Source organism: Leifsonia xyli subsp. xyli str. CTCB07 (assembly GCF_000007665.1).
Classification (GTDB): Bacteria; Actinomycetota; Actinomycetes; order Actinomycetales; family Microbacteriaceae; genus Leifsonia; species Leifsonia xyli_C.
The window spans coordinates 21,231-34,042 of record NC_006087.1; the positions used below are offsets into that span (position 1 = coordinate 21,231).

Consider the following 12,812-nt stretch of genomic DNA (forward strand, 5'->3'; position numbering starts at 1 on the left):
GCGGGCTGATTCTGGGGAACTCCCTCGTGTGGGGGGTCAGGGCGAGGACGGCGGATTGACCGGTCCGGTGGCGGGGAGCACCTTGTAGTCCACCGCTGCCGACTGAGCCGATTCAACCGACTCGCCCTGGTTGCAGAAGATGGTGTACGTCAGCGAATAGTCCCCGGCGTTGCTGGGCGACCAGGTGAATTTGGTGTCGTTCACTGGCGTTTGCTTCTGGCCGTTGACATAGAGTGCGCGACCCGTGAGGCTCTGTCCGGCGGGGCAGATTGCAGAGCCGAACGAGACCACGATCTGCGAGTTGGCCGTGCCCTGGCCCGACGGCGGATGCACGGTGACGCTGTCGCCCGGAGTCGGGATCGGGGTGACCGGCCCATAGACCTTCACCGTGACCGTGGTGCCCTTCGGAACCGGGCCCGTCGGGTTCACGGAGTAGACCGTGCTCACTTTCGAGCTTTCGGTTGCGGCGCTGCCGGTCTGGACATCGGTCACCATGCCGAGAGTGTCGAGCCTTTGGCGCGCCTGGTCGGCGGTCAGGCCGACGAAATCCCCCTCCGCGATCTGAGCCGTCGTGCTGGGTGGGGTGGTCGCCGCCACCGCCACCGGTGTCGGTGTTGTGGCCGGGGTCGAGTGGGCCGTGCCGGTCGGAGTCTCCGGGGTTTTGTCGTTCGGCTGAACGAGCAGTGCGATGATCGTGCCGATCAAGACGAGCGCGAGCAGCGCGATGAGCGCGATGAGCGGCCATGTCCAGGGGCTGCGCTTCTTTTCTTCCGCCTCCTCGTCTGTCGTTTGCTCTCCGGCTCTGTGACCGGCGGCGGAAGGCAGGATGGCCGTCGCCTGGGTCGCCGCGCCGCCGGACGAGGTCATGAGCACGGTCGAGGTGTCCGTCGCGGCGGCTGCGCCGAGGATCGCGGGGACTGAGGCAGCGGCGGCACGCACATCCCCCCTCCGCAGCGCCTGGGCGGCGCGGGCGAGGTGCGCGGCGGAAGAGGGGCGGTCGGCGGGGTTCTTCGCGATGCAGGTGAAGACGAGGTTGCGGACCGGCTCGGCCACGATGGCGGGCAGCTCCGGCGGAGCCTCGTTGATCTGGGCCATCGCGATCGCGACCTGCGACTCGCCGGTGAACGGCCGCCGGCCGGCGAGGCATTCGTAGGCGACGATGCCGAGCGAGTAGATGTCCGTAGTCGGTGAGGCCGGATGGCCCGACGCCTGCTCGGGCGAGAGGTACTGGACCGTTCCCATCACCTGACCGGTCGCGGTGAGCGGCACCTGGTCGGCGATGCGCGCGATCCCGAAGTCGGTGATCTTCACCCGGCCGTCCGGCGTGATCAGCAGGTTGCCCGGCTTGATGTCGCGGTGAACGAGACCGGCGGCGTGCGCCGCATGCAGTGCGGCGGCGGTTTGCGCGACGATGTCGAGCGTGCGGTCGGTGCTGAGGATGTGCTCGCGCTCCAGGATGGTCGAGAGCGCCTCCCCGGGCACGAGCTCCATCACGAGGTAGGCGCTGCCCTCTTCTTCGCCGTAGTCGTAGACGTTCGCGATGCCTTCGTGGTTGACTAGCGCAGCGTGACGGGCCTCGGCGCGAAAACGTTCGAGGAAGCCCGGGTCGCCGAGGTACTCGTCTTTGAGGATCTTGATCGCCACCGTGCGCCCGATGACGAGATCGGTGGCCTGCCAGACCTCGCCCATCCCGCCGATCGCGATCCGCGATTGCAGTTCGTAACGTCCTCCGAAGGTGAGCCCTGCTGTGGGTCTCATTTATTCAGCACCGCCTCTAGTACTTTCTTCGCGATCGGCGCGGCAATCTGGTTGCCTGTGCCGCTCTGACCACGTCCACCGCCATTTTCCACGACAACTGCCACAGCGAATCGAGGGTTATCGACCGGCGCGAATCCGGTGAACCAAAGCGTGTACGGGTCGCTCGCCCCGTTCTGCGCCGTTCCCGTTTTCCCACCGACTTGGACCCCGTCTATTCTTGCATTGCTTGCCACACCGCGATCAACGCCGTCCACCATCATTTGCTTGATCGTGTCAGCGGTCGGCTGACTCATCGGCTCGGAGAACTCCCTCGCCTGAAAGCTCTCGATCGTCTGCAGGTCGGCCGACCGGATCGAGTCCACCAGGTTCGGGGTCATGAGCTTTCCGCCGTTGGCGACCGCGGCGGAGACCATCGCCATTTGCAGCGGGGTCGCCTGGTCGTTCATCTGCCCGAACGAGCCCAGAGCGCGCTGCGCCGGGTCGGCATACAGCGGGTAGGTACTCTTCGCCACCGGGATGGGGATGCTCAGCGGCTGGTTGAAGCCGAACTTGTCCGCCTGGTCTTTGATGACCTCCGGCTTCAGCTGCATTCCAAGCTCCGCGAATGGGATGTTGCAGGAGAGGATCTGAGCCGTCGCGATCGACACAGTCTCGCCCGGGCCGCAAGTGGAGAGCGAGTCGTTCTTGACGATCGTCGCCGAGCCGGGCAGCTGGAGCGAAGCGAGGTTGGGCAGCTGGCTGTTCTCGGTGTAGTCGCCGGTGCCGAAGGCCGCAGCGCTCATGACGGGTTTGAACGTCGAGCCCGGTGGGTTGAGGTTGCCGCCGATGGTCCGGTTGATGAGCGGATCGCCGGAGGCTTCGAGCAGGTGCTGGTAGGTGGCGTTGACGGCTTCGGTGTCATGACCGGCGAGCGTGTTGGGGTCATAGTTCGGCTTCGAGACCATCGCGAGGATGCGGCCGGTCTTCGGATCCAGGAGCACGACGGCGCCCCGCTGGTCGCCGAGCGCATTCCACGCGGCCTGTTGCGCCACCGGGTCGATCGTCGTCTCCACACTGGCGCCCTGAGGGTTCTTGCCGGTGAGAATGGCATTGATGCGGTCGAAGAACTGCGAGTTCGAGGTGCCGCTCAGCTTGTCGTCCAGAGCGCCTTCGAGCCCGGTCGCTTCGCCGTTGATCGGGTAGAACCCGGTGACGGCGGAGTAGAGCGGGCCGTTCGAGTAGACGCGCTGCCATTTGTACATATCGGTCGAAGGGACGGACTGGGCGACCGGCTGGCCGGCGACGAGGATGGCGCCGCGCTGGGCCGCGTAGCTGTCGTTCCGTGCGCGGGTGTTGCGTGCGTCCGCGGCCAGCGCATCCGTCTGGAACACCTGGATGATGGAGGTCGACACCAGCAGGGCGAGGAACATCGCCAGCACGACCGTGCTGACGCGTTTGATCTCGCGGTTAATCTCAGCTCACCACCAGTCGGGGTTGGTTGCGGACGGTGTCGGAGAGCCGCAGGAGCAGAGCGACGATGATCCAGTTCGCGACGAGCGAGGAACCGCCCGCCGCGAGGAGCGGTGTGGTCAGACCGGTCAGTGGGATCACGCGGGTCACGCCGCCGATCACGATGAAGCACTGCAGCGCGACGGTGAAAGAAAGCCCGACGGCGAGGAGCTTGCCGAAATCGTCCTGTCCAGCGAACCCGATGCGCAAACCGCGGGCGACGAAGACGAGGTAGAGCGCGAAGAGCGCGAAGAGACCGGCCAGGCCGAGCTCCTCACCGAGACTCGCGATGATGTAGTCGCTGCGGGCGACCGGCGTGACCCACGGCTGGCCCTGGCCGAGTCCGGTGCCGATGAGGCCACCGTGCGCCAGGCCGAACAGGCCCTGCACCAGCTGGTACGAACCGCCTTCCTCCTGGTACACGCGCTGCGAGAAAGGGATCAGCCAGTTCTCGAAGCGGTCGTGGACGTAGACGAGAACCTGGCTCGCGACGAAAGCGCCGCCAACGATGAGCAGCAGGCCGAGGAGGACCCAGCTGATCCGTGAGGTCGCAACGTACAGCATCACGAGGAACAGGCCGAAGATCAGCAGACCGGTGCCCAGGTCGCGCTGGAAGACGATGACTGCCACCGACATCAGCCAGACGATCAGGATGGGGCCGAGGTCCCGGGCGCGCGGGAAGCGGATGCCGAGCACCTTCTTGCCGACCGCCGAGAGCGAGTCGCGTGCCTGCACGAGGTAGCACGCGAAGAACACGGCGAGGCAGAGCTTCGCGATCTCGCCGGGCTGGAAACTGAACGGCCCGATCCCGATCCAGACGCGCGCGCCGTAGATCTCCTTGCCGATGCCGGGAAGCATGGGCAGAAGGAGCAACACCAGCGCGGCGAATCCGAAGATGTACGTGTAGCGCTGCAGCACGCGGTGGTTCCGGATGACGACGATGACCGCGATGGCGCAGACGATGGCGATCCCGGCCCAGGCGATCTGCTTGATGCCGTCCGCGTTCCAGCCGGTCACCTTGAAGTGGATGTCGATGCGGTAGATCTCCGCGATGCCGATTCCGGTGAGCACTGACGCAATCGGGAGAAGGAACGGGTCCGCTTGCGGCGCGACGAAGCGCAGGGCGATGTGCATCCCGATCACGATCGCGGACAGGCCGGCACCGAAGTAGACCAGCGTGAGGTTGATGTGGCCCAGTGCGCCGAGCTGGACCAGCACGATCGCCGCGGCATTGATTCCGCAGGCGATGATCAGGAGGAACAGTTCCAGGTTGCGCTGTTTCGCTGGCAGGCGCAACCGTTTGACCGGACCGATGTCCGATCTTGCCCGGCGACGCTCGCCCACGCTATTGCCGGACATTGCTCAGCCTGTCCACGATGGTCTGCGCCGCGGCGAGGTTGTCGGCGTTGATGGTCTGCTGCACGAGCTGCTTGTCGTAGGCGGTGAGGGCGCTGACGGGAACATCCGATTCCTTGTAGACGTGCGAGAGCACGATCGGGCCGAGGTTCTGCTGCACGCCCTGGAAGATGGCGACATTGCCTGAGGAGGACACACCGACGAAGTAGCGAGACTGGGTCCACTGGTAGCTGACGAGCACGCCGCCGGCGATGGCGATGAGCAGCGCGGCCAGCCCGATCCTCCAGGTCAGCCGCCGCCGGCGGAAGCGGCGGGCGTCTTCCTCGATGAGCTCGTCGAGGTAGCCCTCCGATTCCGACTCGAAGTGGGTGGGGCCGGTGGCCGGGCGGATGGGGTGGATGCGCAGGGTGGGCAGCCGTGAGGCGCGGGTGACCGGTCTGGGTTCGCCGAACTGCAACGGCGCGGCGGCGGAACCCACGATGACCGGGTCCTTTATGACATCGCCGCGGGAGACATCGCCGATGTCGAGGACGACGGCGGTGACGTTGTCGGGGGCGCCGGCTTCCAGGCTCTGCTTCAGGAGCTTGTCGGCCACCTGCTTCGGGCTGTCTTTGGCGGCTAGCGCCGCTTGGAGGTCGTCGTGCTTGACGACGCCGCTGAGCCCGTCGGAGCAGATCAGCCATCGATCGCCGGGTCGTGTCTCCAGAGTCCAGGTGTCGATCTCGGGAGAGGCGTCCACATCGCCGAGCACGCGCATCAGAACGGAACGGCGAGGATGGACCATCGCCTCCTCTTCGGTGATGCGGCCGCTGTCCACGAGACGCTGCACGAATGTGTGGTCGGTGGAGACCTGCTTGAGTTTGCCCGTGCGGAAGAGGTAGATGCGGGAATCGCCGATGTGCGCGAGCGCCACCTGGTCGCCGACACGGATCATCGCGCTCACCGTCGTGCCCATCCCGGTCAGCTCGGGGTGCTCGAACACGGTCTCGGCGAGGAGCGAGTTCGCGGCGATCAGCGCGGATTGCAGCGCGGACTCCGCCTCCGACGCTGTCGCGTAGTCCCTGTCGGCCTCGCGGATGCGGCCGATCGCGATCGCGCTGGCGACATCGCCGCCGGCGTGGCCGCCCATCCCATCGGCGACGACGAAGAGGTCCCGGCCCGCGTAGCCGGAATCCTGGTTGTTCGAGCGGATCTTCCCGACGTGGGAGACAGCCGCTGCTCTGTTCGCAGCCACGGCCTACCGTCGCAGCTCGAACGTGGTCGTCCCGATCTTGATCGGGGTGTCGAGCAGGACCTGGGTCGGGACGGTCACGCGGCGGCCGTCGAGGAATGTGCCGTTCGTGGAGTCGAGATCCTGGATCATCCACTCGTCGTTCCACAGCAGCAGGCGGGCGTGGTGGGTCGAGGTGTAGTCGTCGCGGATCACGAGACCGGACTCATTCGAGCGGCCGATGGTGATCGGATCGCGGCCGAGGGCGAGCTCGGTGCCCGCACGTGGGCCCGAGGAGATCACGAGCCGGTGCGCGGTCTGAACGCTCGCTTTCGTGCCGCCCGCCATGTTGGCGCCGGCGGGAAGAGTGGAGACGGGCGCGTGTTGCAGAACCGTCGCGGTGGGTTCGGCCACCCTGGCGGGCGGCGCAGCGGGGAACGCCGCCGCCTGCGCCTCGGTGAGCTTCCGAACGCGCTGGCCGAACAGGTCGGTGCGCAGTGCGTAGACGATGCCGAAGACGAACAGCCAGAGCAGCAGCAGAAAGCCGAACCGGAGCACGAGGAGGGTGAGCTCGGACGGGATCACGACGGCCCCCAGAAGTTGTCACGGTTCGTGTCGCCGCTGACGGGCGCGGCCTGCGGCAGCACGCGGAACACGATCCGGGTCCGGCCGAGGGCGATGACCGAGTCGGGCTCGAGGATGGCCTTCCCAAACGGCTCCCCGTTCAATTTCGAGCCGTTCGTGGAACCGAGATCCTCCACCTGGGCGCGGTTGCCGTCCCAGGTGATCATGACGTGTTTGCGGGAGATGCTGGTGTCGTCGACCGTGATGTCGGCTTCGCTGCCGCGGCCGACCACCGTGCGGGCGTGTGTCAGCGGGTGGTGCTGGCCGTTCACATCCAGTACGGGCGTCCAGGCGATTTCGCTCTTGACATTCTCGGAGTCAATTTCCAGCATCCCGACCGCGATGTCCGGATCTTCCCGCAGTTCGACCGAGAGCCCCCCGGCAAACTGGTAGTGCTGGGCGGTGGCGTGCTTCTGCGCGAACGCGATCAGCTCGTCGGTCAGCGCTATGCCCATCGAGCCCATACGCTTGTGATCGGCGGGCGACATTCTGAGCACGAACCGGTTGGGTGCCAGCACCCGATCGCGGGAGACCACAGCGGCCCGAGTGTCCAGCTCTTTGCGGAGCGCGCTGGTGAGCTCTACCGGCTGTAGCCCAGAGCGGAATGTCTTCGCGAACGCTCCATTTACGGCGCGCTCAAGCCCCCGCTCGAAGTTGTCCAGTATGCCCACAGTCTCCCGCTCCCGGCTTGCCAGCTACATGCATGTTAGTCGGAACGGATGGAAAGGCACCTCATCCCGGCTGGCTATTGATGGAAGATGCCTCGCGGGGAGGGAGCGCGATTCGTAGTCAGAGACGTCACCGTGCTACAGTCTCCTGGTTCGCGCGAGTGGCGGAATTGGCAGACGCGCTGGCTTCAGGTGCCAGTGCCCGCAAGGGCGTGGGGGTTCAAGTCCCCCCTCGCGCACGAACGAGTGAAGACCCCCGAGGAGTCGGGGGTCTTCACTCGTTCCGGCCCGGAGTCAGGGCGATCGCGGTGGGGAAACGAGCAGTGTGGCGCCGGCCGCGATGACGATGAGTGCTGCGAACAGCCGCAGAGAGGCGTTCCCGACCGTCTTGTCCCGCAGGACTGCGAGCGTATCGCGCGCCCGAGGCTTCCGCGCCGCCCTGTGTGCGCGAGCCTGTGATCCAGCGTGGTCATCGTCTTTCCCCTTTCCCCTTCACCGCCTGGCCGACATGCCCAGTCCATCGGACGGCCGCGTCGCCGGACATCGGGCTGTGGACGGGGATCGGGTCATCCGTGGGGATGAGCAGGGTTCGGGAAGCTGGGATCGGGCTCGATCGCGCTGCGCTAGACTCGTTAGTACACTAACGAATAGGGGCGACCATGAGCGGACGGTTCGCGGCCTGGTACGCGCGGTGAGCACAACGAGGAGACCGGCAAGGCCGTCCAGTTCGGGGTGAGCCCGTTCGGGATCTGGGAGCACAAGGCGAACGACTCGCGAGGCTCGGACACACCGACGAGTTCGTCGTCCACGTACTCGAAGCAGGTCTACGCGGACACCCTCGGCTGGGTGAAGGCCGGCATCCTCGACTACATCGTTCCGCAGGTGTACTGGAGCTCCGACCAGCCCGTGGCGCCATACGGTGAGATCGCGCGCTGGTGGAACAACGCGGTCGAGGGCACGAACGTGCGCCTCTACATCGGTCAGCCGAACTACAAGTACACCCTCTTCGGACCCAAGGAAGTGGCGTGGACCAACCCGGACGAGGTTCCGAATCAGCTGCTCTTCAACTAGACCTTGAAGAACGTCAGCGGTTCCGTGCTGTTCAGCTACCGCGACATCGTTCCGGGGTCGACCGAGGGCCTCACCGGGGCCGCTCTGACCTCCATGGAGGCCAAGAACCGTTCGATCGAGCGGATCTTCGGCGAGATGTACGCTCAGCGCGCCCTGACGCCGGCCGATCCAACCAAGGCGAATGCCGGGCTCAAGGCCCCGACCGGTGTCGCGCTGAACGGCAGCGTGGTGAGCTGGAGCGATGGGTCGGCGGGTGTGACGCGCGTCTTCGTTGTGTGCCGGGACGACCTGCTTCAGCGCGTCGTATACACGAACGGCGACGCGGACTACTCGTTCGAGCTGGGCGGCGCACGCGCCGCTGGCACGGTCTCCGTCGCGGCGCTCGACCATGCGATGAACGAGACGGCTCGCGTCTCGCCGGCCGCCGAGGTCGTTACGCCCCCGGCGCCGGAGACGATCGAGCCCCCGGCCACGACGGGCGACTCGCAGAACTCGGCTGTCACGAGTGCGGCGGGACGCACCGGAAACCTCGCCGACACCGGCTCCGATGTCGTGCCGAGCATGCTGATCGCGGCCGGTCTGCTGACCGCCGGGGGAGTGGCTCTGCTGCTGCGCCGCCGCTACTCGGCGCGCGAGAACTCGGAGGCGCGAACGATCTGATCGGGCGTCAACGTGACGCCGGTATAGCGCTCGAATTGCCGCGCCGCCTGCAACGCGATCACTTCCGCTCCAGTGATCAGCGACTTGCCGGCGGCGCGGCTCTTTGCGATCAGGGGTGTCTCCGCGGGGAAAGCGACCACGTCGAACACGGTGTCGGCGCGCCGGATGTGCTCCTCGCCGAAGGCGACGGCGTCTTCGTCGGCGCCGCGCATCCCGAGCGGTGTGACGTTCACGATGACATCGAACTCGGCGGCTGGTTCCCCGGCTACCCAGCGGTAGCCGTACCTGCTGGCCAGAGCCAGCCCGGCCTGCTCGTTCCGGGCGAAGACGGTCAGATCGTCGAAGCCGCTCCCGCGGAAGGCCGCGACGACGGCTTTGGCCATGCCGCCCGAGCCGCGGACGAGCACGCGTTTGGCGGTGTCCACACGGTGCTCGGCGAGCAGTTGCGCGACCGCTTCGTAGTCGGTGTTGGAGGCCGAGAGCAGGCCGCCCTCGTTGAGGACGGTGTTGACCGACTCGATTTCGAGCGCGGACGGCTCCAGGATGTCGACCAGGGGAATGATGGCCTCTTTGAAAGGCATGGAGACCGAGCAGCCGCGGAAGCCGAGCGCGCGGATGCCGCGGACGGCGCCGTCGAGGTCGTCGGTCGTGAACGCCTTGTAGACGATGTTGAGTCCCAACTCGTCGTACAGGAAATTGTGGAACCGTGTGCCGATGTTGCTGGGACGTCCGGAGAGAGATGCAGACCTGCATGTCTTTGTTCAGGATGGGCATGTCGATATTCTCGCAGGTGCTCGCTCGGGCTCAGCCCAGCCGAGCGCCTCGCTAAACTACTCGCCAGCTAATCGTCGTGTTGCAACAACCACTGGAATCCGCCGGTTGCGAAGGCCCTTCCTTTTGGGCACGAGCGGAGGGGCGGCTGAGGCATGGCGAGGGGCGTCGTTATCGATCCGTTGTCTCTACGTGTTTGACGATAAGACCAGATGTATCGTTTACTACTGAAGCGCATCTATGCATGTAAAGATGCAGAACGAGAACGAATTACATCGAGGAGCGACGATGCTGTCGAACGCAGTCATCCTGCAGATGCGTGCCATCACCAAGGAATTTCCCGGGGTCAAAGCTCTGGAGGATGTCTCCCTGACCGTCCGCGCCGAAGAGATCCACGCGATCTGCGGTGAGAACGGTGCGGGCAAATCCACGCTGATGAAGGTCCTCTCCGGCGTCTACCCGTTCGGAACCTACAGCGGCGACATCGTCTACCAGAGCGAAATCATGCGGTTCAAAAACATCAAGTCCTCGGAGCAGCAGGGCATCGTGATCATCCACCAGGAGCTCGCGCTGATCCCCGAGCTCTCGATCACCGAGAATATCTTCCTCGGCAACGAACCGGTCCGCTTCGGCGTCATCGACTGGCGTGAGGCCAAATCGCGCGCCGTCGAACTGCTCGCCCGCGTCGGACTGAGCGACGACCCCGACACGCAGATCAAGAACATCGGCGTCGGCAAGCAGCAACTCGTGGAGATCGCCAAGGCGCTCAACAAGCACGTCAAACTGCTCATCCTGGACGAGCCGACCGCCGCCCTGAACGAGGCGGAGTCGGCTCACCTGCTCGACTTGATCGTCGGCCTGAAGCACAAGGGCGTCAGCTCCATCATCATCAGCCACAAGCTCAACGAGATCGAGAAAGTCGCCGACCAGATCACGATCATCCGCGACGGCCGCGCGATCGAGACCCTCGACGTGAAAGCGGACGGCGTGGACGAGGACCGCATCATCCGTGGGATGGTCGGCCGCTCGCTCGAGAGCCGCTTCCCGGACCGCACCCCCGACATCGGCGAGGTTCTCTTCGAGGTCCGCAACTGGGTCGTCCAGCATCCCCAGGACCCCGAGCGCCTGGTCGTGAAGAACTCCAGCTTCACTGTCCGCCGCGGCGAGATCGTCGGCTTCGCGGGGCTCATGGGCGCCGGTCGAACCGAACTCGCGATGAGCGTCTTCGGCCGCTCCTACGGCACCTTCGTCTCCGGTGAGCTCTACAAGGACGGCAAGCAGATTCAGGTTCGCACCGTCTCCGAAGCCATCGACAACGGTCTCGCCTACGTGAGCGAGGACCGCAAAGTTCTCGGTCTCAACCTCCTGGACGACATCAAACAGTCGATCGTCTCCGCGAAGCTCAAAAAGATCGCCACGCGCGGTGTCGTCGACGATCAAAAGGAGTACGCGGTCGCGGAGGAGTACCGCAAGAGTCTCCGCATCAAGACACCGGATGTCGACCGCGGCGTCGCGACCCTCTCCGGCGGCAACCAGCAGAAGGTCGTCCTGGCCAAGTGGATGTTCACCGACCCGGACATCCTGATCCTGGACGAGCCCACGCGCGGCATCGACGTCGGCGCTAAATACGAGATCTACGCGATCATCCAGCAACTGGCCGCCCAGGGGAAAGGCGTCATCGTCATCTCGTCCGAGCTTCCCGAGCTGCTCGGAATCTCCGACCGCATCTACACGATCTTCGAGGGACAGATCACCGACGAGCTCCCGATTCTCGAGGCCACGCCCGAGGCTCTCCTGAAAAGCATGACATCCGCCAAGAAGAAGGCAACCCGATAACCATGAGCACACAGATCCCCGCGAAGAAGAAGTCGGGCGGTATCCGCGACCTGGGCAAGATGTTCGGCGGCGGGCAGTCGACTGGACGGCAGTTCGGCATCCTGGGCGCGCTCGTCGTCATCGTCGTCCTGTTCCAGATCCTGACGGACGGGAAGACGCTCGACCCGGTCAACCTCATCAACCTGGTCAACCAGAACGCGTACGTGCTGATCCTGGCGATCGGCATGGTCATGGTGATCATCGCCGGGCACATCGACCTGTCGGTGGGCTCGGTCGCGGCGGCGGTCGGCATCGTCGTGGCCAAGGCGATGACCGAGTGGCACGTACCGTGGCCTCTCGCCGTCCTGCTCGGTCTCGTCATCGGCGTGGCCATCGGCGCGTGGCAGGGCTGGTGGGTGGCTTACATCGGCGTGCCCGCGTTCATCGTGACGCTGGCCGGCATGCTGATCTTCCGCGGCCTGAACCAGCTGATCGGCAGCGCGAACACCATCCCGGTGCCGGACGGCTTCACCTTCATCGGCGGCGGTTTCCTCCCCGAGTGGGGACCGGACACCGGCTACAACAACTCCACACTGCTGCTCGGCCTGATCATCGCCATCGTCATCGTGCTGCTTGAGATGCGCACCCGCCGTACGCAGACCAAAATGGGCTCCGACAAGGCTCCGCTCTGGGTGAGCACGTTCAAGGTCATAGTGCTGGACGCCCTGGTCGTCTACTTCACCTTCCTCTTCGCGGGAGGTCGCGTCGGCACCTCGTTCCCGGTCTCCGGCATCATCCTGGGCGTCCTGATCATCGTCTACTCGTTCGTCACGCGCAGCACGATCTTCGGCCGGCACATCTACGCGGTCGGTGGCAACTCGCACGCTGCGGAACTGTCGGGTGTGAAGATCAAGCGCGTCAACTTCTTCGTGATGATGAACATGTCGGTGCTCGCCGCGCTCGCCGGAATGATCGCCGTCGCCCGCTCGGTCTCCTCCGGCCCGCAGGACGGCCTCGGCTGGGAGCTCGACGCGATCGCCGCTGTGTTCATCGGTGGTGCCGCGGTCTCCGGCGGCATCGGCACCGTCGCCGGTTCTATCGTCGGTGGTCTCGTGATCGCCGTCCTGAACAACGGCCTTCAGCTGCTTGGCGTCACGAGCGACTGGGTGCAGGTCATCAAGGGCCTCGTGCTGCTGATCGCGGTCGGTGTCGACGTCTACTCGAACCGCCGTGGCGGTCCATCGCTCATCGGCCGGCTCTTCGGCGGCGGTCGCCGCCCTGAGTCTGCGACGGACGCTGTCGGCATCGACCAGCCCGCCGTCCTCCCGACCTCCAGCGCCGCCGAAGAGTCGTCGCGCTCGCTCACGAACTGATCCACTTCCCCTGCACCA

General features: G+C 65.5%; 9 protein-coding genes, 1 tRNA gene and 2 pseudogenes. 5 read left to right on the top strand and 7 right to left on the bottom strand.

Features of this window, described 5'->3' with window-relative positions; all coding sequences use genetic code 11:
• Positions 1–36: 36 nt before the first annotated feature.
• The 6 genes from LXX_RS00120 to LXX_RS00145 are packed head-to-tail and all read right to left on the bottom strand — an operon-like array spanning position 37 to position 7,107.
• Positions 37–1,758 (bottom strand): serine/threonine protein kinase, encoded by a 1,722-nt coding sequence (locus LXX_RS00120; protein WP_011185131.1) that lies wholly within the window; start codon positions 1,756–1,758, stop codon positions 37–39.
• Complete coding sequence (locus LXX_RS00125; protein ID WP_041766782.1) at positions 1,755–3,209, bottom strand: peptidoglycan D,D-transpeptidase FtsI family protein; 1,455 nt, start codon at positions 3,207–3,209, stop codon at positions 1,755–1,757. The genes LXX_RS00120 and LXX_RS00125 overlap by 4 nt, the downstream gene beginning before the upstream one ends.
• Before the next feature lies 1 nt (position 3,210).
• Entirely contained in the window at positions 3,211–4,605 is a 1,395-nt protein-coding gene (locus LXX_RS00130) for an FtsW/RodA/SpoVE family cell cycle protein (RefSeq protein ID WP_041766789.1), read from the bottom strand.
• The gene (locus tag LXX_RS00135) at positions 4,592–5,836 is read right to left on the bottom strand and encodes a PP2C family protein-serine/threonine phosphatase (protein WP_011185134.1); all 1,245 of its coding nucleotides are present in this window, start codon (positions 5,834–5,836) and stop codon (positions 4,592–4,594) included. Before LXX_RS00135 ends, LXX_RS00130 begins: the two co-directional genes overlap by 14 nt.
• A gap of 3 nt (positions 5,837–5,839) precedes the next feature.
• Positions 5,840–6,397: an FHA domain-containing protein FhaB/FipA gene (locus tag LXX_RS00140; RefSeq protein WP_011185135.1), complete on the bottom strand. Its 558-nt coding sequence runs from the start codon at positions 6,395–6,397 to the stop codon at positions 5,840–5,842.
• The gene (locus LXX_RS00145; RefSeq protein WP_011185136.1) at positions 6,394–7,107 is read right to left on the bottom strand and encodes an FhaA domain-containing protein; all 714 of its coding nucleotides are present in this window, start codon (positions 7,105–7,107) and stop codon (positions 6,394–6,396) included. Before LXX_RS00145 ends, LXX_RS00140 begins: the two co-directional genes overlap by 4 nt.
• A 152-nt stretch (positions 7,108–7,259) precedes the next feature.
• Between LXX_RS00145 and LXX_RS00150 the strand changes: the two genes are divergently transcribed.
• From LXX_RS00150 to LXX_RS00160, 3 genes and pseudogenes are all read left to right on the top strand, one after another.
• Positions 7,260–7,343: transfer RNA gene (locus tag LXX_RS00150), tRNA-Leu, on the top strand.
• 490 nt (positions 7,344–7,833) lie between these two features.
• Positions 7,834–8,175, top strand: a pseudogene (locus LXX_RS00155) (family 10 glycosylhydrolase); the annotation flags it as partial.
• Positions 8,176–8,178: 3 nt separating this feature from the next.
• The gene (locus LXX_RS00160) at positions 8,179–8,835 is read left to right on the top strand and encodes an LPXTG cell wall anchor domain-containing protein (protein WP_041766791.1); all 657 of its coding nucleotides are present in this window, start codon (positions 8,179–8,181) and stop codon (positions 8,833–8,835) included.
• Here the strand turns inward: LXX_RS00160 and LXX_RS00165 are convergent.
• A pseudogene (locus LXX_RS00165) lies at positions 8,796–9,609 on the bottom strand (shikimate 5-dehydrogenase). The gene LXX_RS00160 and the pseudogene LXX_RS00165 sit on opposite strands and share 40 nt — an antisense overlap.
• Before the next feature lie 285 nt (positions 9,610–9,894).
• On the opposite strand from LXX_RS00165, the gene mmsA reads away from it, so the two are divergent.
• A complete protein-coding gene (mmsA, locus tag LXX_RS00170; RefSeq protein WP_011185139.1) occupies positions 9,895–11,442 on the top strand; it encodes a multiple monosaccharide ABC transporter ATP-binding protein in 1,548 nt (515 codons plus the stop codon).
• A 2-nt stretch (positions 11,443–11,444) separates the two neighbouring features.
• A complete protein-coding gene (mmsB, locus tag LXX_RS00175) occupies positions 11,445–12,794 on the top strand; it encodes a multiple monosaccharide ABC transporter permease (RefSeq protein WP_011185140.1) in 1,350 nt (449 codons plus the stop codon).
• Positions 12,795–12,812 lie beyond the last annotated feature (18 nt).